The following is a 21154-nucleotide window of genomic DNA, read 5'->3' as shown; positions in this document are numbered from 1 at the left end:
GGGCCGCCCTCGGCACCGGCCAGCTGGAGGTGCACTACCAGGTCAAGGTCGATCTCGGCTCCGGACGGATGGACGCGGTCGAGGCCCTCGTCCGCTGGCGGCACCCGACCAGGGGCCTGCTCGGCCCGGAGGAGTTCGTCCCGCTGGCCGAGCAGGCGGGGTTCATGCGGATGCTCACGATCGAGGTGCTCCACACCGCTCTCGACCAGTGTCGACGTTGGCACGCCGCCGGCCTCGAGGTCGCCGTGGCCGTCAACCTGTCCGCCTCCGACCTGCTCGATCGGGGCTTTCCCGCGCAGGTCAGCGGGATGCTCGCCGGTTTCGGCCTGAGCCCGGCGGCGCTGGAGCTGGAGATCACCGAGACGACGCTCATGCTCGACCGGGTACGGTCGGCCACCGTGCTCGGGGAGCTGCGGGCGCTGGGCGTCGGCATCGCCGTCGACGACTACGGCACCGGCTACTCGTCGCTGGCGCGGCTGCTCGAACTGCCGGTGAACGTGCTCAAGCTCGACAAGTCGTTCATCCAGCGGGTGGCGGACGACAGCCGGGCCGAGGCGATCGTGCGGTCCACCGTGAGCCTGGCCCACGCCCTCGACCTGCGGATCGTCGTCGAGGGGGTGGAGACCGCGGCGGCGGTGCGGATGCTGCGCGATGTCGGCTGCGACCTCGCCCAGGGCTACTTCCTCGGCGAACCCGGCCCGTCCGAGCTGGTTACCGAACAACTCCGGCAGGCCGCGGCGACGGCTGGCACGATCGACCTGGAGACCGCGACGCGGGAGCCGGTCGGGCTCGCGACGCCCCGCGAGGCGAACGCCCGCGAGACGAGCGCACGGGAGACGAGCGCACGGGAGACGAGCGCACGGGAGACGAGCGCACGGGAGACGAGCGCCCGGGAGGCGACCCGCGATCCCGCGGCCGACCGCGGGGCTCGCCGCACCGGCGGCCGCGCCCCGACGAGGGAGGGTGGCGTGCGCAACACACCGGTGGCCCCCGGACCGACGACGCCGGCAGGCAGCCCGTGGCGGTGACCGCGGCGCCCCGCCCGGTGGGTCCCACCGTGTGGGACGGCTTCTCGCTGCTGCGCAGTCCCGGGCGGGCACCGGTCGCGGTCGGGGGCACGCTGGACCCGGCGACGCTCGTCGGCGCCTACCGGGCGGGGGCGTTCCCGTGGCCCACCGGCGACGAACCGGAGGGCGCAGCGGGCGCCGAGGGTGTGGGGGCCGCCGAGGTCGCCGAGGTCGGCGAGCCGGCGCCGGCCGGCGCGGGTGGCCTGCGCGCGCTGTTGCGGGCCGCCGTCGCCGCCCGCCGGGTGCGGCATCTGTCCCCCGGCCGCCCCGGCGGCTACGACCTGCCCTGGTGGAGCCCCGATCCGCGAGCGGTGATCCCGGCCGGCGGGGTCCGGGTGAACCGGTCGCTGCGCAAGCGGCTGCGCAACTGCGGGTGGACGACGACCGTCGACGAGTCCTTCGTCGAGGTGGTCCGCGGCTGCCAGCGCGACGGCACGTCGGGCTGGATCACCGACGAGCTGATCGACGGCTACGCGCGTCTGCACGCCCTGGGCTGGGCGCACAGCCTCGAGGTCTGGGACGGCGACGACCTCGTCGGCGGCGTCTACGGGGTCGGGGTCGGCGGCGTGTTCGCGGGCGAGTCGATGTTCCACGCCCGCACCGACGCCTCGAAGGTCGCCCTCGCCGACTTCGACGCGCGGTTCACCGCCGCCGGGGGCGTGCTGCTCGACGTCCAGATGACGACGGACCACCTCGTCGACCTCGGCGCGCTGGAGATCCCCCGGGCCGACTACCTCGCGGTGCTGGCGCGGGTGCGCGACGCCGACGTCCGGCTCGACCGCGACCGGCGGCCGGTCGCCCGCCTCGCGCCGCCCGCGGGCTGACCGGCCGCCGTCGCCGCCTGCCGGCGGCTCAGCCGGGATCGGGCGGGTCGCTCGCCGCCACCAACGGGAAGCGGTCGCCGGCCTCGGCGAGGACGGCGAGAAGATGATCTATCTCGTCGTCGGTGTTCGCGGCGGTGATCTGCACCCGCACCCCGACCTGGTCGCGGGGGACGACGGGGAAGGGCACCACCGACGCGAAGACCCCCCGCTCGTACAGGAANCGGCCCAGCGGGTCGGCGTTGTCCGCGTCCCGCAGCGGGATCTCGACGATCGGGAATCCGCTGGTGTTCAGCGTGCCCACGCCCAGCCCGCGCAGACCGTCGAGAAACCGACTGGTCAGCCGGTACAACCGGGCCCGCAGCGCCTCGCCTCGTTGCTCGTTGACCCGCAGGCCGACCAGGCNGGTCGCCAGTGACGCGACCGGCGACGGACCGGAGAAGATGTACGGCCCGGCCGCGGACTTCAGGTACTCCTTCACCTCGGTCGGGCAGGCGACGAACGCGAGCAGCGACGAGTACGCCTTGGAGAACCCGCCGACGAGCACCAGGTTGTCGTAGCCGGCGCCGAGATGGCGCACGATGCCGTTGCCGCGNCTGCCGTACGGGCTCGACTCGTCGGGGCCGCGCTGCCCGACGACCCCGAAACCGTGCGCGTCGTCCACGTAGACCAGCGCGTCGTGGGCCCGCGCGAGCGGGAGGAGCTCGTCGAGCGGCGGCCCGTTGCCCGTCATGCTGTGCACCCCGTCGACGCAGATCACCCGGGGGTGGGGCGCGGCGCGCAACAGCCGGTCCAGCCGGTCGAGCCGGTCCTCGCGGAACCGCGCCACGGTCCCGCCACGACTGGCGACCATCGCGGCCCCGTCGTGGGCGGTCTGGTGGGCGTGGAGCTCGACGAACAGCGCGCCCCGGCCGACCAGCGCCGGCAGCACGGAATGCTGGATATGGGTGATGGTCGGCAGCAGCAGCGCATCCTGCGCGCCGAGCAGCTCCGCCAGCGTGCGCTCGATGTCGTCGTAGGGCCGCGGGCTGGCAATCAACCGCGACCAGCTCGGATGCGTGCCCCACAGGTCCAGGTACGCCGGAACCGCCTCGATGATCTCCCGATCGAGATCAAGCCCCAGATAGTTACAGGAGGCGAAATCGGTGAGCCAGTGATCGCCGATCCNTATCCGGCGACCGTCGATCTCGTCGACCGTCGCGTCGTAAAAGGGCGCCTGCCGGCGCATGCGGTCGAGTTCCGTGCGGATACCCAGCGGACGGTCGAGTACGTGCCGCCAGGCCGGCGAGAATGCACTCTGCGCAGGTGGCAGGGGTCGACCCAGGGTTTCAAAGGTCTGGGACATCCCGGCCGCTACCTGGCCGGACGAGGGCTTGCGGGGATCACGCGACCTGNCCTGACGATCGCGGATAGCACAGAATTTCGCGGGGATCCGAGTTTTTGGAAATTCATCGGATCCGACGTGGTGGTCGGGCGCGCCACTACCATCACCCATCCTTGGGTTCACCGGGAACGCACGTCGCCGGGTCAGGGAACGAGGAGAAACCAACGGAACCAAGGGAACGTTGAGCAAGTAAACGATAAACCTCCCGACCCGCCGATTCCACACATCGCGCGCGAGCTGGGCAAACGCATAGCGAGACGCTCCGTCCACCGCACCCGACGCCCGCGCGGCGATACACCGGGGACGGCGCATCTCACCTCGCGCGACCGCCGCCCGCGAGGCACCGACCGGCCCTCGCCCGGGGCCGGCGGACCCCCGTGGCCGGAGTGTTATCGTCCCCGCCATGTCTGACACGGCGGCATCCGCGGCGACCTCCGCCGAGCCCACGACAGCGACAGCGGGGCCCTCCTCGTCGGACGCGGCGCGGTCCGCGGCCCTCCCGGCGAAGGAGGCGACCCCGGCGAAGGGGGCGACCCCGCCGACCCAGGCGGCACCGGCCCGGCAGGCGGCCCCGATCCAGCCGGCGGCACCGGCCCAGCAGGCGGCCGCGGGCAGCGCCGCGGACAGCCCGGACGGCGAGGCGCCCCTCGTGCGCACCCTGCCGTACTCCGGCTGGGGCCTCGGCCGGTCGAAGACCCTCTTCCTCGCCCACCGCAAGGAGCCCGTCGACCCGGCGGGGTTCTACTCGCTCATCGCCGCCGACTCGGTGCGCCAGCTCATGCGGTACACCTCGCTGACCGGCCAGCTCGTGCTGGACGTCGGCGGCGGCCCGGGCTACTTCCGCTCGGCCTTCCTCGACGCNGGCGCCCGCTACGTATGGGTCGAGCCGGACGTCTCGGAGATGGAGGCCGGCGGCATCGAGGTCCCTGGCCGGGTCCGGGGCAGCGCGCTGGACCTGCCGTTCCTGTCCGGCAGCGTCGACCTGTGCTACACGTCCAACGTCCTGGAGCACGTCCCCGACCCGTGGCGGATGTGCTCGGAGCTGGTCCGGGTCACCCGCCCCGGCGGACTGATCTTCCTCAGCTACACCAACTGGCTGTCGCCGTGGGGCGGCCACGAGACGGCACCGTGGCACTACCTCGGCGGTGACCGGGCGGCAGCCCGCTTCGAGCGCCGCAAGGGTCAGGCACCGAAGAACATCTACGGCCGGACGCTGTTCCCGGTGTCGGTCGCCGACACGCTGTCCTGGGCCCGCCGCCGCGNCGACGTCGACATCCTCGACGCGATGCCGCGCTACCTGCCGGACTGGGCGAAGGTGATCCTCAAGGTGCCCGGCGCCCGCGAGATCGTCACCTGGAACCTCGCGATGGTGCTCCGCAAGCGCTGAGGCCGCCGCGAACGGACCCTGCGCCGCGACCCGAACGTGGCCCGGCGCAGGGGAGCGGCGCCACCTGTCTCTTCCACAGGGACACATCGGACGCCGAGCCCTGTGGAAGAGCCACGGAGGCGCTCTCCCACGCCTCCCCCGCCGGACCGGACGCGCGGTTCAGACGAGCCTGAGCTGCTGGCCCGTCGATGGACGGCGGGCCCGCGGGCGCGTGCTCGCGGCCTCGCCCGTCGACAGCAGGGCCGGGCCGATGTCGGCGAGGAACGGCGAGGGCCGCGTCTCGGCGTCCGTGCCGGCGCGGCGGCGCGCCGCGGAGGTCAGGATCAGCCGGTGGCGCGCCCGGGTGACGCCCACGAAGAACAGCCGCCGCTCCTCGGCCTCGGCCAGCAGCGCCGCCGCGGCCGGGTCGGCCTGCTCGCCTGGGGCCCGCTCGCCAGGGGCCACGGTGGCGCGGCCGGCGGGCCCGAAGCGCATCGGCAGCAGCCCGTCCTCGCAGCCGACGATGAGGACCAGGCCGAACTCCAGCCCCTTGCTCGCGTGCAGGGTGAGGAGGCTGACGCGGTCCGCCCGCGGGTCGAGCCCGTCGACCTCGCTGGCCATCGTGACCGACGTGAGGAAGCCGTCCAGGTCGGTGCCGGCGGCGGCCGCGACGGGCGAGAGCAGCTCCACGGCCAGCCGCAGCTCGGCCTCGGTCGGCACCCGCCCGCCGGGGAAGCCCGCGAACCCCGCCGGCAGCGACGCGCCCAGTTCGGTGCCGAGCGCGGCCGCCAGCTCCACCGCCTGCGCCGCCGCGTCCCGCAGCAACCCGGACACCGCCCGCCCAGCCGCCGCACCCGCCGCACGGACCCCACCGGCCGCACCCGCCGCACCACCCCCATCGGCGGCGCCGACCGCACCGGCCGCGTGCGCTGCACCGGCCGGGCGCAACAGGGCCAGCAGGGCGGCGACGGCCGGGGCATCGGCCAGCGGCAGGTGCGAGCGGCGTTGGAAGGGGAAGCCCCGCTTCGCCAGCGCCTCCATGATCGGTTCGGCCTGGCGGGCCGTCCGGTAGAGCACCGCGATGTCCGCAAATGACAGGCCCGCCTCCACCGAGCCGTCCACCCCGGAGTCGAGCGCGTGGAAGGAGGTCCCGCCGAGTGCGGCGTCGATGGTGTCGACGACCGCGATGGCCTCCTCGGCCTCGCTGCGGTAGCGCCGCAGCAGCACCGGGCCGTCCCCCTNGGCGCCCCGTACCGCGGTCAGCGTCCGGCCCGGCACCAGGCTCGCCGGAGCGATCACGTCGAGGGCCGCCCGCACGATCGTGCGCGTCGACCGGTAGCCGCGGGTGAGCGCGACCGTGCCCGCGCCCGGGTAGTCCTGCTCGAACCGCAGGAAGAAGCCGACGTCGGCGCCGCGGAAGCTGTAGATCGCCTGGTCCGGGTCGCCGATGACGCACAGGTTCGCCGCCGGCGGGCACAGCAGCCCCAGCAGTCGGTACTGGAGCTCGTCGGTGTCCTGGTACTCGTCGACCCAGACATGGCGCCAGCGGGCGCGGTAGTGCTCGACCAGCTCCGGCNCCGAACGCAGCAGGGTCAGCGGCAGCGCGATCAGGTCGTCGAGGTCGACCATGTCCCGTTCCCGCAGCTCGGCGTCGTAGCGGGCGAGGACGCCGACCAGGTCGTGGTCGCGCTGGACCTGGCCGAGCGCCCGCAGCCGCTTGAGCTCGGCTATCCCGGCCGACACCCGCCGCCGGGCGCGGGAGTCGCCCTCGCCGTGCAGCGCGGCGTCGAGCAGCTCCACCCGCACGGCGTCGTCGGCGACCTGGACCTGCGCCCCGCGCGCCAGCCGCTCGTGCTGCTCGCGGACGATGGTCAGCCCCAGGCCGTGGAACGTCGTCGCGAGCACCCGGCGGGCCCGTGCGCCCAGCATGGCGTCGAGCCGCTCGGCGAGCTCCCCCGCTGCCCGGCGGGTGAACGTCACCGCCAGGCACTGCTCGGCGGGCACGTCGCGCTCGGCGACCCGGTGGGCGATCGCGTGTACCAGCGTGCGGGTCTTGCCGGTCCCGGGGCCGGCGAGGACGAGCAAGGGGCCGGCCGGATGCGCCGCCGCCCGCCGCTGGTCCGGATCCAGCCCGTCGAGCACGGACGGTTCCGCAGCCGCGACCCGACCCGCCGGCTCGGCCACACCCACCGGCTCGACCGAACCCGCCGGCTCGGCCACACCCACCGGCTCGACCGGACTCGACGGCCCGACCGAACCCGCCAGTTCGACCGGACTCGACGGTTCCGCGGAACCGATCGACTCGACCCCAGGCGCCCCCACGGTGTCGGCCCGATCATCAGCCCGTGGCCCCTCCCCCACCGCGGCGAGCGCCTCGTCGAGCGTCGGGCCGCCGTCGGCGACGTCCGTGCCACCCGCCGAGGCCGCCGCAGCGGCGAGTGCGCTGTGACGGGACCGCTGACCACGTCCCGCCTGCCGCGGGATCCGGCCGCCGCGCCCGGCCGCGTCCGGCTCGGCCGGCTCGGCGGGGGTGGCGGGGGCGGGGGCGAGGTCGAACAGGGTGGCACCGTCCCCGGCGAGCTCGCGCGGCTCGAACAGCCGGATGACGCCGTACTCGCCGTCGAAGCCGGCCTGACGGATCACCTCGCCGCGTCGCAGCCGGGAGATCGCCTCGACCAGTTCGGCCGAGCCCACCTCGGCGATCGCCGACACCGGGACGTCGCCGAGGATGCCGAGCTCCGGGCCGAGCCGGGACACCAGCGAGGTGACCTGGCTCGCGACCGCCTTGCTCTTCGACCCGACCCCGAGGATCTCCCCGACGACCTCCGGCAGCGGCACCAGCGAGGTGACCTCACCGGCCGTCGCGGGACGCACGCCGTCCCCGCGGTCGGACAGCGCCTCCACCCGGTTGAGCACGCCCACGGTCAGCAGGCCGCCGCAGGGTCGGGCAGCGTCCGCCGACCTCGCGGGTCTGCTCCGGGGTCAGGCACACCCCGCACTTGCGGTGACCGTCGAGGTGGTACTTGCCCTCCTCGGGGAAGAACTCGACCGTCCCGGCGAATCCGTCCCCACCGCGCAGCGCCGCCTCGATGGCGAAGTAGTCCAGCTCGCAGGTGAACGCCGTCGCCTCGCGGCCGAGCATGGGCGGCGAGTGGGCGTCGGAGTTGCTCACCAGGCGGTAGCGGTCGAGGCCGGAGATCCGCCAGAACATCTCCGGGTCGGCGGACAGCCCCGTCTCCAGGGCGAAGATCTCGTCGGCGAGGTCGACGTAGCAGTCCTCGACGGCGTCGAAGCCGGACTTGGAACCCAGGACGGCGAACCACGGCGTCCACACGTGCGCCGGCACGAGGTAGCAGCCCGGGCCGCCGGCCAGGGTGATCTCCAGCAGGTCGCGGGAGTCCAGGCCGAGGATGGGCCGCCCGTCCGCGGCCAGGTTGCCGATGCGGGCGAGGGCCGCGGTGATGGCTCCGGCGGCCTCCCGGGTCGGCGCGTAGAGCAGGTGATGGACCTTGCGGGTCCGATCGCCCCGCTTGTAGATCGTGGAGATCTCGCTGGAGATCATGAAACGGGTCACCGTCCGGCAGGAGGCCGGCAGCGTGCGCAGCACCTCCCGTTCCAGATCCGGCCGCAGTCGGAACAGGCCGGGCTCGGCCGGAACGAGCTTCTCGGCGAGCTCCTGCGACCACGCGGGATGGGTGAAGTCTCCGGTCCCGACGACGGCGATNCCCTTGCGCGCCGCCCACCAGGCCAGGTGCTCCAGGTCGCAGTCGCGGCTGCAGGCCCGGGAGTACCGGGAGTGAATGTGCAAATCAGCATAGAACCGTGACCTCACGGATGCGTATGTTGTCGCATCCGCGCACGGCGACCGGCGGCGGCACGCCGAAGAGGCGGCCCCGGGCGCCCGCCGGCCAACGGCAGGCATACACCGAGGCCACGGCCGATCCATGCCCGCCAGCCCCCGGCCGGCCACGGCGTGGCCCGCGCCGACGCACCACCCGGCCCGCCGCCCGTCGGGGACAACCGTCATTATTTCGTCGTGGCGGAGCCTCGATCATGGCGGCGCGGAGGGGTAAGGGAACGGGAGGGACGGCGGATGGCACCCTACGGCCGACGCCTGCGGCCCGCCGCGGGCGCGAGGCGGGCGCGGCAGGTGATCCGGTGACGGCGCGCCACGACGACGCCGTGCAGCGGGCGGCGCTGGCCGACCGCTGCCACCGGCTGGTGCGCTTCCTGCACGAGGTCGCGGTGGCCCGCTCCGCGCGGGTGCGGACCGTCGAGGAGCACCCGCTCGCCGTCTGGCTCGCCGACATCCCGGCCGGCGTCGCCCTGGCGGAGCACGCCGGCGCCGGCGAGGTCCTGCTGACCGCCCCCGCCGCCGCCACGCTGCCCCCGCCCCCGCCGCTCCCGCCGCTGCTTGCCGGCCGGATCCGCCTGCCCGACGCGGCCGCCGCCGACCCCGACCGCCCGCCGGCATGGCCGAACGCCGACGTTGGCGCCGACGTTGGCGCCGACGCGGACGCGGACGCCGACCCGGGCGCCGACGCCGCGACCGGTCCCGACCCGGCGAGCCCGGAGTACGGCCGGATCGAGGCCGCCTACCGCGAGTGGCTGCCCGGATGGCGGATCTGGGCGACGCGCGCCCGGGCCGACGCCGAACGCCGCGCCCTGCACAACACGCTGCACGCCGTCGCCGCCCGGGTGGCCCAGGAGGGCGACGCGCTGGAGCTGGTGCTGGCCACGGGCCTGCTCACCTGGGCGCCGCCCGGCGGCCCGCTCATCCGCGAGCACCTGCTGTCCACCCGCGTGAGCTGCGAGATCGACCCGGTCAGCTCGGACATCCGGGTGCGGGTCCCGGCGGGCGGGGCGACCCGACTGGGCGACGGCCCGCTGCTCGACGGCCTTCCCGGGTTCCGCCGGGAACGGACCAACCACCTGCACGAACGCCTGCAGAACCGGCCACCGGTCCCGCTCGGCGCCGACGACCCGCGGCTGCTGCGGGACTGGCTGGCCCTGGCGTTGGACGTGCCGGTGGACGGCTTCGACCCGCAGGACGCGCCGCCGCCGCCGTCACCGCCGGACGGCCCGGCCCACCCCCGGGTGACCTTCGCCCCCGCGCTCGTGCTGCGCGTGCGTGACCAGGCCTCGCTGCTGACCTACTACGAGCGGATGCTGGCGGCGTTGCGCGGCGACGGACCGCCGCCGCTGGGACTCGTCCAGCTCGTCGCCACCCTGGATGCCGACGAGCGGCTCGCCTGGCTCGACGCCGAGGGCGCGACGAGCGGCGCCGAGCTCGGCGCCGACCCGCTGCTGCCGCTGCCGGCCAGCCCCGAACAGGCCCGGGTGCTCGAACGGCTGCGCCACGACAACGGCGTCGTCGTCGAGGGTCCGCCCGGCACCGGCAAGACCCACACGATCGCGAACCTGATCTCCGCGCTGCTCGCCGAGGGTCAACGGGTCCTCGTCACCAGCCAGAAGGCGCAGGCCCTGCGGGTGCTGCGGGAGAAGCTGCCGCCCGAACTGCAGCGGCTGTGCGTGTCGCTCACCGACGTCGAGGAGGCCTCCGGCCCCGCCGGCGGTGCAGCCACGACGGTGGACGCCGGCGGGGTCGGTTCGCCCGAGCTCGCCGCGAGCGTCAGCGCACTGGCCGCGGAGAAGGCGGTCTACCACCCCGAGGCGCTCGACCGCCGGATCGAGCAGGCCGCGCGACGGCGGGCCGAGGCGCTGCGCGCCCGGGCCGAGCTCGCCGAGCGGGCCCGCGGCGCGCGGGCCGCCGAGCGCGCCGTGCATCCGGACGGCGAGGTCGGCGCCGCGGGCTGGGGTGGGACCCGGGCGGGCATCGCCGCCCGGGTCCGCGACGGTGGCGAGGCCCACGGCTGGTTGCCGCTGCCCGTGCCGCCCGCGGTCAGCGGCGACGAACGGCCGGCGCCGCTGACCGACACCGAGGCGGTCGAGCTGTACTCCCTGTTGCGTGCCTGCGCCGACGACCCGGTCTCGCCGGCGGCGACGGACGCCGGGCGCCCGGCGGATCCGGCGGACCCGACGGATGTCCCGACCGGCGCGGTACCACCGGTCCTGCCTGCGGCACGCTTCGCCGCGCTGGTGACCGCGGACCGTGCGGCCCGGCGGGCGGCCGAGGCGGCCCGGGCCGAGGTCACCGCCGCCGCCCGCGGCCTGCTGGACGCGATCGCTACGGCCGGCCCCGGATCGTCGCCGACCGGCCCGCTGCGGGCGGCGGTGACCGCGCTCGTCCGCGCCCTCGACGACCTGTCCGCGCACGGCGCCCGCGGGCCGGATCGGGAGTGGATCCCCGCCGCCCTCGACGACGCCCTCGCCGGCCGGGACCGGCTGCTGTGGGCCAAGGTGAGCGCCGCCGCGCCGCTCATCGCCGAGGCGGCCCGCCACGTCGACGACCTCGGCCTGCGCGCCGTCGTGCTGCCCTCCGCCGGCTCCGCCCCGATCGACCCGGCCCGGGTGGCGGACGGCGGCGCGGGCGTCCCCGGCGGCGCGGGCGAACCCGACCGCGCCGTCCCCGACCGTGCTGAACCCGACCGCGCTGAACCCGACGGCGCCGAACCCGACGGCGTCGGGCGGGGCACCGAGCTCGATCCCGCCGTCCTGCTCCCCCGCGCCGAGGCGCTGCGGGCACATCTGGACGAGGGCGCCGAGCTCCGGCGTCGCTTCCGGCCGAAGGTCCAGCGGGACGCCGACGCGCTGCTGCGCCACGTGACCGTCGACGGGGTCGCGCCGACCACCCCGGAACTGCTCGACGTCGTCCTGACCCGCCTGCGGGCGGAGCTCGCCGTCGAGGCCGCCGGTCGCGGCTGGACCCTGGTGGGCCGCCCGCCGCGGCCCGGTGATCCGCTGGAGGTCCGGCTGTCCCGGCTGGTCGAGGGGCAGCAGGCCGTCGAGGGGATCGACGCCGTCGTGGCGGCGCGAGACCGGGTCGTCGCCCTCGCCGCCGAGGCGGCGCCCGGGCAGCCGGTCACGATCGACTCCGCCGCGGACGGGCGGGATCTCGCCGCCGCGATGGCCGCGCTCGAGCCGATGGCCGCCGCGGTCGAGGCCGACCGGGCGCTCGCCGACCTCGCCGACGCCTACGACCGCCTCGCCGCCGACCCCGACGCCCCCACCGCACTGGCCGCCGAGCTCGGTGCCGTGGCCGCCGCCGCCCGGACCCGCGACGCCGACGCCTACGCCACCGCCCGCGCCGCGCTCGACGCCGCGGCGGCCCGCAGGCAGGCCGCCGCCCGGCAGGCCGTGCTGCTCCACCGGCTGCGTGCGGCGCATCCCGCGTTGGCGGATCTCCTGACCGCTGCCACCATCCACCGATCCGACCGCGGCCCCGGCGGCGAACGGGGGCGCGACGACGGCGGCGATGATCCCTGGCCGGCCCGGCTGGCGTCGTTCTCGGCCGCCTGGGCCTGGGCCGTCGCGGCCGACTGGCTGACCCGAGCCGCCCGCGACGCGGGCGTCCCCGGCGGTGCGGCCACGGCGTCGCCCGACCTGGACGCCCAGCTCGACGCGGCCGAGGACGTCCTCGCCGCGGCCACCGCGGAGCTGGCCGGGGCGAAGGCGTGGAAGCACTGCCTGGAACGGATGGGCGCCGAGCAGTCGGCCGCGCTGCGCGCCTACGCCGACACCGTCGCCGCCGGCGGCACGCTCGCCGGTCGGCATGCCGAGCGCTACCGCCAGGCCGCCCGGGAGGCGATGGAGATCGCCCAGACGGCGGTGCCGGCCTGGGTGATGCCGATCCGGGAGGTGCTGTCGACCATCCCCGCGGTCCGCGACAGCTTCGACGTCGTCATCGTCGACGAGGGCAGCCAGGCCGGGCTCGACAGCCTGTTCCTGCTGTGGCTGGCGCCCCGCGTGATCGTCGTCGGCGACGACCGCCAGTGCACCCCGCCGGTCGACCCGGCGCAGGAGCTCGACCCGGTCCTCGACCGGCTCGACGCCCTGCTGCCGGACGTGCCGGCGTGGCTGCGCGTCGGTTTCACCCCGCGGTCCAGCCTGTTCAGCCTGCTGCGGACCCGCTTCGGCGAGGTGATCCGGCTGCGCGAACACTTCCGCTGCATGCCCGAGATCATCGAGTGGTCGTCGGCGATGTTCTACCGGGACGCGCCGCTGCTGCCGCTGCGCCAGTTCGGCGCGGACCGGCTGACGCCGCTGGTCGCGCGGTTCGTCCCGCACGGGTTCACCACGGCCACTGCGGCGGGGCCGCGTAACCCGGCCGAGGCCGAGGCGCTCGTCGCGCAGGTCCTGGCCTGCGCCGAGGACCCGCGCTACGCCGGGCTCAGCTTCGGCGTCGTGGTCACCCAGGGCACCGCGCAGGCCACGCTGATCCGCGACCAGCTCGCCGAGCGGATGTCGGCCGCCGAGCACCTGCGCCGCCGGCTGCGGGTGGGCACGCCGGCCGACTTCCAGGGCGACGAGCGCGACGTCGTGTTCCTGTCGCTGGTCGTCGCGCCGGGCGACCGGCCGGTCCCGCTGACCCGGCTGGAGTACCAGCGGAGGTTCAACGTCGCGGCCTCCCGGGCGCGCGACCAGGTCTGGCTGTTCCACTCGGTGTCGCCGGCCGACCTCGACCACCAGGATCTCCGCCACAGCTACCTCAGCTACGTGCTGTCGGCGGCGCGCCCGGCCGCGCCGCTGCCCGGGGTGACGCCACCGCTCGCCGAGGTCGCCACGGACCGCCCCCATCCCGCCTTCGGTTCGCTGTTCGAGCAGCGGGTGTTCCGCCACCTCGCCGGGCGCGGCTACCTCGTCACGCCCCAGGTGGAGGTCAACGGCCGGCGGGTCGACCTGGTCGTCGCCGGCGGGCGGGCCCGGCTCGCCGTCGAGTGCGACGGGGACGTCGGCCCCGGGCCGGCGGAGATCGCCCGCGAGTTCGACCGGGAACGGGAGCTGCGCCGGGCGGGATGGCGGTTCTGGCGGGTCCGTCAGTCCGACTTCGAGCTCGACCCCGAGGCGGCGCTGGCCTCGCTGTGGCCGCGGCTGGCCGCCGCCGGAATCGCCCCGATGGCGGCCGAGCGGACGGACCCCGACGGGCGGGGGGCGCCGGGCCGCCCGCCCGCCCCGAGCGGGCCGGTCCGCGCCGGCGCGGACGAGCTGCTGCACCGCTGGCGTCCGATCACGCTCTCGGAGCTGGAGGGCCTCGACGACGCGCCGGCACCGGCCGGGCGCGGCGATCCGGCCGGTGCACGGCGCTCGCCGGGTACCGGCGCCTCGGCCGACTGACTCACCGGCCCGCCGGACGGCCCCGCCGGTCGGCCGGTCCCGAACGCGTCGTCCCGGCCCGGGGGGACCGGGGCGCACCTGCCGGGGGCGACCCGCCCCTGCCGGGCTCGGCGGCGGGCCGCTCACCGCCCGCCGGTCCCACGGGCTCGTCCGCCGCGCCCACAGGCTCGCGCTCGTGCCCGTCGCCGCCCGCGTCCGCGACACCGCCCGCGTCCGCCACGCCCGCCACGCCGCCCGCGTCCGCGACACCGCCCACGTGCGCCACGTCCGCCACGTCCGCCACGCCATCCAGGTCGTGCACGGTGTGCGTGCCATCCACGTCCGGCGCTCCGTCGGCGTCCGGCGCTCCGTCGGCGTCCTGCGCGCCGGCGGCACTGACGATGCGGGTGAACGGCGGCCGGTGCAGCCGGGGTTTCGCCGCCGTCGGCTCCGTGAAGTCCGCCCGGTGGATGCGGCAGAATGCGGTCTGCGTCCCGGGCCCGATCCGACACACCCCGACGTCCGCCGCCGCCGACAGGTAGGCCAGCGCCTCGGCGCGTTCGAGCCCGACACGGCTCTGCAGGAACACCACCGCCGAACGGGTCGCCCGGCGGATCGCCTCGGTCAGATCTGCGTCGACTCCCACGGTGACCCAGACGTTGTCGGTCTCGACGAACGGCTCGCGCAACGCCCCCAGGGCGGCGCGGGCGGCCGCCTCCCGCAGCGCCGTCAGGCGCAGCGTCGCGCGCAGCGGGCCCTCCAGGGCCGTCGCACCGATCTTGCCGTCGCCGACGGCGTAGTGCGGATCACCGACGGCGAACAGNGCGCCGGCGACCTGGACGGGCAGGTAGAGCCGGGCGCCGGTGCCCAGATCGCGGCAGTCCAGGGCGCCGCCGTGCGGGCCGACCGAGGTGGCGGAGATGACCTCGGTGGTACTGTCCACCGCGACCGCCATGACGCCCAGGAACGGGGCCAGCGGGAAGCGGGCTCGTCCGCCGCTCGTGCTGGTCAGCGCGCCGAAGAGACGTCCGCGGCGNCGTTCGACGGCGCAGAAGGTGGTGACGGTGCGAAAGCGCTGCCAGTGCCGCGCGTCGGCATCAGGCTCGGGCGGGTCGCCCTCTGGAAACTCCCCGGCGAGCAGGCCCGCGCCGTGACGGGAGGAGACGATCCCGTACCGGGCCCGCGGGTGCAGCGACAGGACGTCGACGCGCAGCACGTCACCGGGCTGGGCCCCGCGGACGAGCACCGGCCCGGTCACGATGTGCGGGGCGTCCACGCCGAAGCGGTGCGGCAGGCCGGAGGCGGCGATGGCCCGGGCGTCGGCGAGGACCTCGGACGGNGGCACGCCGAGGTCGGCGAGGAACGCGTCGGGATCACGGCCCTGGTCGCCGAGGATCCCCTCCGGGCTGACCGTGTCGAAGGTGACCGCGGCGCCGGAGTCGATGCTGAGCACGGGCCTGGTCAGTGCGTTGGGCAGCTCGCCCCATGTGACGGTCTCGGGGGTGGAGGGCAGGTAGTGCTTTCCCTCGATCTTGCCCCGGCCTGGCTGCAGCGCCACAGGCGGGCCTACCAGGCCCGGTGCCGGCCGGGCGGGTTCCCGCCGTGACGAGCCGCCCGGGCGCGCGGGCGACCGGCCCCCGGGGTCCCGGCGGGCCGGACTCGACATGCGAAACGACAGGACTGGTCATGCACGCGCGTCAGATTTTCAGTGGCATATGACGAAAAGGTGACGCGGATGTTGCGATCACGGTCATTCGCCCGAACGGGGGGTGCTGGGCCGGTGAGCGGGGGGTCGGTGGGCGTAGGGAGACGGTTCGGCGGACGGCACCGGCGCTTCGGTGCCAGCACCGGCACCGGCACCGGCACACCCTTCCGCGCCGGCATCGGCACCGGCGCGCCGTGACCGCGACGCTGCGGGATCTCGGCGAGTTCGAGCTGATCCGTGCGATCACCGCTCGTTTCGCCCTCGGCCAGGACGTGCTCGTCGGCCCGGGCGACGACGCCGCGGTGCTGTCCGCACCGGACGCCCGGGTGGTCGTCACCACCGACCTGCTGCTGGAGGGCCGCCACTTCCGGCGGGACTGGTCGTCGGGCGTGGACGTCGGGCACAAGGCCGCGGCGCAGAACCTCGCGGACGTGGCGGCGATGGGGGCCCGACCGACCGGATTGTTCGTCGGCTTCGCCGCACCCGGCGACCTCACCGTCGACTGGGCGCTGGCGCTGGCCGACGGGCTCGCCGCCGAGTGCGCCCGGGCCGGGGCCACCGTCGCCGGCGGTGACATCAGCTCCGCCGACTCCATCATGCTGGGGGTGACCGCTCTCGGCGATCTCGAGGGCCGGGCGCCGGTGCTGCGCTCGGGGGCCCGACCGGGTGACGTGGTCGTGCTCGCCGGTTCCCTCGGTCGGGCCGAGGCGGGCCTGGCCCTGCTCACCGCGGGCCTGGGCCACGACGCCGATGCCGACGCCGACGCCGATGCCGACGCCGGCTGGACGGGGCTGGTCACAGCGCACCGGCGCCCGCGGCCGCCCTACCCGCTCGGCCCGGCGCTCGCCGCGGCGGGCGCCCACGCGATGTGCGACGTCTCGGACGGTCTGGTCCAGGACCTCGGCCACATCGCCACCGCGTCGGGGGTGAGGATCGACCTCGACCTGGGCGGCCTGACCGCCCTGGCCGCCGCGGAGCCACTGCCCTCGGCCGCCGCAGAGCTGGGGGCGGACCCGCTGGACTGGGTGCTCACCGGCGGTGAGGACCACGCGCTCGTCGCCTGCCTGCCCCCGGCGGCGGCCATCCCCGGTGGCTGCGAACGGATCGGGCTGGTGCTGCCGGGAACGGGCGTCACCCTGGCCGGGCGGCCGACCGCCGGCCGCGGGGGCTGGAATCACTTCAGGTGACCGTGGGCCCAGCGGCGTAACCACCCGGCCGGCCGCGGCCGCGGCAGCACATCGCACCGCGGCGGGCGATCCCGCCGGGCGGGCGGCGGGCTCGGTGCGGCGGAACTCGGTGCGGGTGGACGGGCCCGAACAGCAGAAATCGCCCCGGCGATCCGCCGGGGCGAGCTGCGTTATTCGAACCAAGTAGACGCCGGCCCGCCAGGTCGCCTCACGGGCGTAGGTCGCTCGAAGCGACTTTTATTGGGTCCGGGGGCCATGATGCGGGCCGGCGACACCCAGTTTAACGGATGGACCGCCCCAGGTGTTCCCCACGCGGGAAGCCGGACGAACGACCCGCNTCGGGTGCTGGCCGCCAGGCCGGGGCGAGTCACCCTCCGCTTCCGACCCGGCACGCGAAGACCGACCAGGTGGACGGCAGGGCGGCNTCGACCCGGCACGCACCGTGCCTGTGACCCGACCGGGCGGGCCCGCCCCTGCCCTGGGTGTCCAGAGCGGGTAGCCTGAGCAGACGGTGGCAGAAGGGCCTTTCGGAGGCCGTGAAGTGAGACCGTGGATAGAGGCGAATGGCCCCGTGACAGCACCGACGGTTCCTGCGTCAGGACCTGACTTCGGACCTAATGAATGGCTGGTCTTCGAGATCTACCAGCAGTTTCTCGAAGATCCGCAAAGCGTGTCGCCGGAGTGGCGGGAGTTTCTCTCCGACTACCGGCCCACCGCGCCGCCGGCCGGCCCCGGTGCGGACGCGCCCGCCGCGGAGGTGGCACCAAGCGGGATCTCGCCCGACGGTGAGGTCGCGCACACGGCGCCGCCCGCGGCGAAGCCTACTCCGCCTGCGGCCCCGGCGTCCGTGCCCACTCCGGCCCCGCCCGCGAAGCCCGCCGCGGCGGCGCCCGCGAAGCCCGCCACGCCCGCACCCTCCGCGCCCGCGAAGCCGGCAGCCACCGCGCCCGCCGCGGCCGCCAGGCAGCCGGCACCCGCCCCCGCCGGCGCGCAGGGCTCGGCCACCACGCCGCTACGCGGCGCGGCCGCCCGCGTGGTCAGCAACATGGAGACGTCGCTGCACGTCCCGACCGCCACGTCGGTGCGGGCGTTCCCGGCGAAGCTGCTCGCGGACAACCGCATCGTCATCAACCGGCACCTGGCCCGCTCCAGCGGCGGCAAGGTGTCGTTCACCCACATCATCGGCTACGCGATGGTCAAGGCCCTGGCCGACCACCCCGCCATGAACGCCTCCTACGCCGAGGTCGGCGGCAAGCCGGCGCTCGTCCAGCCGGAGCACGTCAACCTCGGGCTGGCCATCGACCTGGTGACCCCGAAGGGCCGCCAGCTCGTCGTCGCCGCGGTGAAGAAGGCNGACACGCTGGACTTCAACCAGTTCTGGGCGGCCTACGAGGACCTGGTCCGCCGCGCCCGGTCGAACAAGCTGACCACCGACGACTTCACCGGCGTCACCATCAGCCTGACCAACCCGGGCGGCATCGGCNCGGTGCACTCGGTGCCCCGGCTGATGGAGGGCCAGGGCACGATCATCGGCGTCGGCGCGATGGAGTACCCGGCCGAGTTCTCCGGCGCCGCGGCCAACACGCTGGCCCGGCTCGCGATCTCCAAGACGATCACGCTGACCAGCACGTACGACCACCGCATCATCCAGGGCGCCCAGTCCGGCGAGTACCTGCGCCGGATGCACCAGCTCCTGCTGGGCGAGGACGGCTTCTACGACGAGATCTTCCAGTCGCTGCGGGTGCCGTACGAGCCCATCCGCTGGGTCTCGGACATGCCCGTGGTGCACGAGGGCGACCTCGACCACAACGCCCGGGTGCTGGAACTGATCCACGCCTACCGGGTGCGCGGCCACCTGATGGCCGACACCAACCCGCTCGAGTTCGCCATCCGCAGCCACCCCGACCTGGACATCATCAGTCACGGGCTGACGCTGTGGGACCTCGACCGCGAGTACGCCGTCGGCGGGTTCGCGGGCCAGCGGACGATGTCGCTGCGCGACGTGCTCGGCGTCCTGCGCGACTCGTACTGCCGCCGGGTCGGCATCGAGTACATGCACATCCAGGAGCCCGACGAGCGGGCCTGGATCCAGGCTCGGGTCGAGCGCTCCGCGGAGCGCCCGGACCCGGCCGAGCAGCTGCACGTGCTGGAGCGCCTCGGCGCCGCGGAGGCGTTCGAGTCCTTCCTGCAGACGAAGTACGTCGGCCAGCGCCGGTTCTCCCTCGAGGGCGCCGAGTCGACCATCCCGACGCTCGACGAGGTGCTGGAGCGCTCCGCCGACGCCGGCATCGACGAGGTCGTCATCGGCATGGCCCACCGCGGCCGGCTGAACGTGCTCGCCAACATCGTCGGCAAGTCCTACCGGCAGATCTTCGCCGAGTTCGAGGGCCACCTCGACCCGCAGACGGCGCACGGCTCCGGCGACGTGAAGTACCACCTGGGCGCGGAGGGCGTGTACACCGGCCGCGAGGGGCGCAAGGTGCCCGTCTCGGTCGTGGCGAACCCGTCGCACCTGGAGGCCGTCGATCCGGTCACCGAGGGCGTCGTCCGCGCCAAGCAGGACATCCTGGACAAGGGCACGGCCGGCTTCACCGTCCTGCCGATCCTCGTCCACGGCGACGCCGCGTTCGCCGGGCAGGGGGTCGTCGCCGAGACGCTGAACCTCTCCCAGCTGCGCGGCTACCNCACCGGCGGCACCATCCACCTGGTCATCAACAACCAGGTCGGGTTCACCACCTCGCCGGAGTCGAGCCGGTCGTCGGTGTACGCCACCGACGTCGCCCGGATGGTCCAGGCCCCGATCTTCCACGTCAACGGGGACGACCCGGAGGCGTGCGTGCGGGTGGCGGCGCTGGCCTTCCAGTACCGCCAGGCGTTCAACAAGGACGTCGTCATCGACCTGCTCTGCTACCGCCGCCGCGGCCACAACGAGATGGACGAGCCGTCGTTCACCCAGCCGCTGATGTACGACACCATCGCCAGCAAGCGCTCGGTGCGCAAGCTCTACACCGAGGCGCTGATCGGCCGCGGGGACATCACCCGCGACGAGGCCGAGCAGGCGATGAAGTCCTACCGCGCGGAGCTGGAGAAGGCGTTCGCGCAGACCCGGGACACCACCCCGTCGGGCACCGCGCCGCAGCCGCGGATCGTCACCACCCCGGAGGAGGCGGCCGCCGCCGCCGCGGTCAGCACCGCGGTCTCCGCCGAGGCCGTGAAGAAGGTCGTCGAGACGCAGGTCAACCTGCCCGACGGCTTCACCGTCCACCCGCGGCTGCGCCCCCAGATCGAGCGGCGCGCCCAGATGGTCGAGACCGACGCGATCGACTGGGCGCTCGCCGAGACGCTGGCGTTCGGCACGCTCATGCTCGACGGCCGCTCGGTCCGCCTGACCGGGCAGGACAGCCGCCGCGGCACCTTCGGTCAGCGGCACGCCGTGCTGGTCGACCGGCACAGCGCCGAGGACCACACCCCGCTGCGGACGCTGCGCTACGGCGTCGACGGGACCGAGCACAACGACGGCGTCGGCACCTTCTACGTCTACGACTCGCTGCTCAGCGAGTTCGCGGCGATGGGGTTCGAGTACGGCTACGCCGTCGCCCGGCCGGACATGCTGGTCCTCTGGGAGGCGCAGTTCGGCGACTTCGCCAACGGCGCCCAGTCGATCATCGACGAGTTCATCAGCGCGGGCGAGGCGAAGTGGGGCCAGCGCTCGGCGCTGGCGCTGCTGCTCCCGCACGGCTACGAGGGCCAGGGGCCGGACCACTCCTCCGCCCGCATCGAGCGGTTCCTGTCGCTGTGCGCGGACAACAACATGACGGTCTCGGCGCCGTCGTCGCCCGCCAGCTACTTCCACCTGCTGCGCCGGCAGACCCTCTCGCCGGTGCGGCGCCCGCTGGTCGTCTTCACACCCAAGTCGATGCTGCGGCTGAAGGCCGCCACCTCGACGGTGGCGGAGCTGACCGAAGGTGGCTGGCAGCCGGTGATTCCCGACGACTTCGTCACCGACCCGTCGACGGTCCGCCGGGTGCTGCTCTCGGCCGGCAAGGTCTACTACGACCTGGCCGCCGCCCGGGGCCGGCACGACGACGCCGAGCGGTTCGCGCTGCTGCGGGTCGAACAGCTCTACCCGACTCCCGGGCCGGAGCTGGCGAAGGCGCTCGAGCGCTACCCGAACCTCACCGACGTCGTCTGGGTGCAGGAGGAGCCGGCGAACCAGGGCGCCTACCCGCACATGGCGCTCAACCTCGGCGAGTTCCTGCCCGGCGGGATCCGCCTGCGCCGGATCTCCCGGCGGGCGGCGGCGGCACCGGCGTCGGGTTCGTCGCGGGTGCACGAGCGCGAGCAGCAGGCCCTCGTCGAGGCCGCGTTCGAGGACTGAGCAGTCACCGCCTGAGCGACACCTGGCGGCTAC

7 protein-coding genes and 16 pseudogenes are annotated in these 21154 nt (G+C 75.0%); 11 read left to right on the top strand and 12 right to left on the bottom strand.

Features of this window, described 5'->3' with window-relative positions; genetic code table 11:
• Window positions 1-1028, top strand: a 1028-nt coding sequence (locus tag UK94_RS48605; RefSeq protein ID WP_235487547.1) for an EAL domain-containing protein, incomplete at its 5' end; no start/stop codon positions are given.
• Complete coding sequence (aat, locus tag UK94_RS11740) at window positions 1019-1891, top strand: leucyl/phenylalanyl-tRNA--protein transferase (RefSeq protein ID WP_055749835.1); 873 nt, start codon at window positions 1019-1021, stop codon at window positions 1889-1891. The genes UK94_RS48605 and aat, both read left to right, overlap by 10 nt.
• Window positions 1892-1919: 28 nt before the next feature.
• On the opposite strand, the pseudogene UK94_RS48600 reads toward aat, so the two are convergent.
• The 4 genes and pseudogenes from UK94_RS48600 to UK94_RS48585 all read right to left on the bottom strand — a co-directional run.
• Window positions 1920-2111, bottom strand: a pseudogene (locus UK94_RS48600) (pyridoxal phosphate-dependent aminotransferase family protein); the annotation flags it as partial.
• Between the two features lies 1 nt (window position 2112).
• Window positions 2113-2293 (bottom strand): annotated as a pseudogene (locus UK94_RS48595) (pyridoxal phosphate-dependent aminotransferase family protein); the annotation flags it as partial.
• Between the two features lies 1 nt (window position 2294).
• Window positions 2295-2483: pseudogene (locus UK94_RS48590) on the bottom strand (aminotransferase class I/II-fold pyridoxal phosphate-dependent enzyme); the annotation flags it as partial.
• Window position 2484: 1 nt separating this feature from the next.
• Window positions 2485-3053 (bottom strand): aminotransferase class I/II-fold pyridoxal phosphate-dependent enzyme (locus UK94_RS48585; RefSeq protein ID WP_313949486.1); only part of this gene is annotated, 569 nt, incomplete at its 3' end.
• A 622-nt stretch (window positions 3054-3675) separates the two neighbouring features.
• On the opposite strand from UK94_RS48585, the pseudogene UK94_RS48575 reads away from it, so the two are divergent.
• The 3 pseudogenes from UK94_RS48575 to UK94_RS48565 form a co-directional block, all read left to right on the top strand.
• Window positions 3676-4133 (top strand): annotated as a pseudogene (locus UK94_RS48575) (methyltransferase type 11); the annotation flags it as partial.
• Window position 4134: 1 nt separating this feature from the next.
• Window positions 4135-4534: pseudogene (locus tag UK94_RS48570) on the top strand (methyltransferase domain-containing protein); the annotation flags it as partial.
• A gap of 1 nt (window position 4535) precedes the next feature.
• Window positions 4536-4659 (top strand): annotated as a pseudogene (locus UK94_RS48565) (methyltransferase type 11); the annotation flags it as partial.
• A 159-nt stretch (window positions 4660-4818) separates the two neighbouring features.
• Here the strand turns inward: UK94_RS48565 and UK94_RS48560 are convergent.
• The 4 genes and pseudogenes from UK94_RS48560 to UK94_RS48545 all read right to left on the bottom strand — a co-directional run.
• Window positions 4819-5879, bottom strand: a pseudogene (locus tag UK94_RS48560) (3'-5' exonuclease); the annotation flags it as partial.
• A gap of 1 nt (window position 5880) precedes the next feature.
• Window positions 5881-6214 (bottom strand): annotated as a pseudogene (locus UK94_RS48555) (ATP-dependent helicase); the annotation flags it as partial.
• 1 nt (window position 6215) lies between these two features.
• Window positions 6216-8362 (bottom strand): annotated as a pseudogene (locus UK94_RS48550) (AAA family ATPase); the annotation flags it as partial.
• Window position 8363: 1 nt separating this feature from the next.
• A partial coding sequence (locus UK94_RS48545; RefSeq protein ID WP_235487616.1) for an endonuclease Q family protein occupies window positions 8364-8665 on the bottom strand: 302 nt, incomplete at its 3' end.
• A gap of 131 nt (window positions 8666-8796) precedes the next feature.
• Between UK94_RS48545 and UK94_RS73520 the strand changes: the two genes are divergently transcribed.
• On the top strand, window positions 8797-13872 hold the full coding sequence (locus UK94_RS73520; RefSeq protein ID WP_055749833.1) for an AAA domain-containing protein: 5076 nt from the start codon (window positions 8797-8799) through the stop codon (window positions 13870-13872).
• A gap of 1 nt (window position 13873) precedes the next feature.
• Here the strand turns inward: UK94_RS73520 and UK94_RS48520 are convergent.
• From UK94_RS48520 to UK94_RS48505, 4 pseudogenes are all read right to left on the bottom strand, one after another.
• Window positions 13874-14674: pseudogene (locus UK94_RS48520) on the bottom strand (acetamidase); the annotation flags it as partial.
• 1 nt (window position 14675) lies between these two features.
• Window positions 14676-14887 (bottom strand): annotated as a pseudogene (locus tag UK94_RS48515) (acetamidase); the annotation flags it as partial.
• Between the two features lies 1 nt (window position 14888).
• Window positions 14889-15190: pseudogene (locus tag UK94_RS48510) on the bottom strand (acetamidase/formamidase family protein); the annotation flags it as partial.
• Between the two features lies 1 nt (window position 15191).
• A pseudogene (locus tag UK94_RS48505) lies at window positions 15192-15409 on the bottom strand (acetamidase); the annotation flags it as partial.
• A gap of 341 nt (window positions 15410-15750) precedes the next feature.
• Between UK94_RS48505 and UK94_RS11710 the strand changes: the two are divergent.
• The 5 genes and pseudogenes from UK94_RS11710 to UK94_RS48485 all read left to right on the top strand — a co-directional run.
• The gene (locus UK94_RS11710) at window positions 15751-16743 is read left to right on the top strand and encodes a thiamine-phosphate kinase (RefSeq protein WP_011607035.1); all 993 of its coding nucleotides are present in this window, start codon (window positions 15751-15753) and stop codon (window positions 16741-16743) included.
• Window positions 16744-17314: 571 nt separating this feature from the next.
• A pseudogene (locus UK94_RS48500) lies at window positions 17315-18096 on the top strand (2-oxo acid dehydrogenase subunit E2); the annotation flags it as partial.
• 1 nt (window position 18097) lies between these two features.
• A pseudogene (locus UK94_RS48495) lies at window positions 18098-18226 on the top strand (2-oxo acid dehydrogenase subunit E2); the annotation flags it as partial.
• A gap of 1 nt (window position 18227) precedes the next feature.
• Window positions 18228-19427: pseudogene (locus UK94_RS48490) on the top strand (thiamine pyrophosphate-dependent enzyme); the annotation flags it as partial.
• A gap of 1 nt (window position 19428) precedes the next feature.
• Window positions 19429-21121, top strand: a 1693-nt coding sequence (locus UK94_RS48485; protein ID WP_235487544.1) for a multifunctional oxoglutarate decarboxylase/oxoglutarate dehydrogenase thiamine pyrophosphate-binding subunit/dihydrolipoyllysine-residue succinyltransferase subunit, incomplete at its 5' end; no start/stop codon positions are given.
• Window positions 21122-21154 lie beyond the last annotated feature (33 nt).

Source organism: Frankia sp. AvcI1, assembly GCF_001420875.1.
Classification (GTDB): domain Bacteria; phylum Actinomycetota; class Actinomycetes; order Frankiales; family Frankiaceae; genus Frankia; species Frankia alni.
This window is presented reverse-complemented; position numbering and strand designations above follow the sequence as displayed.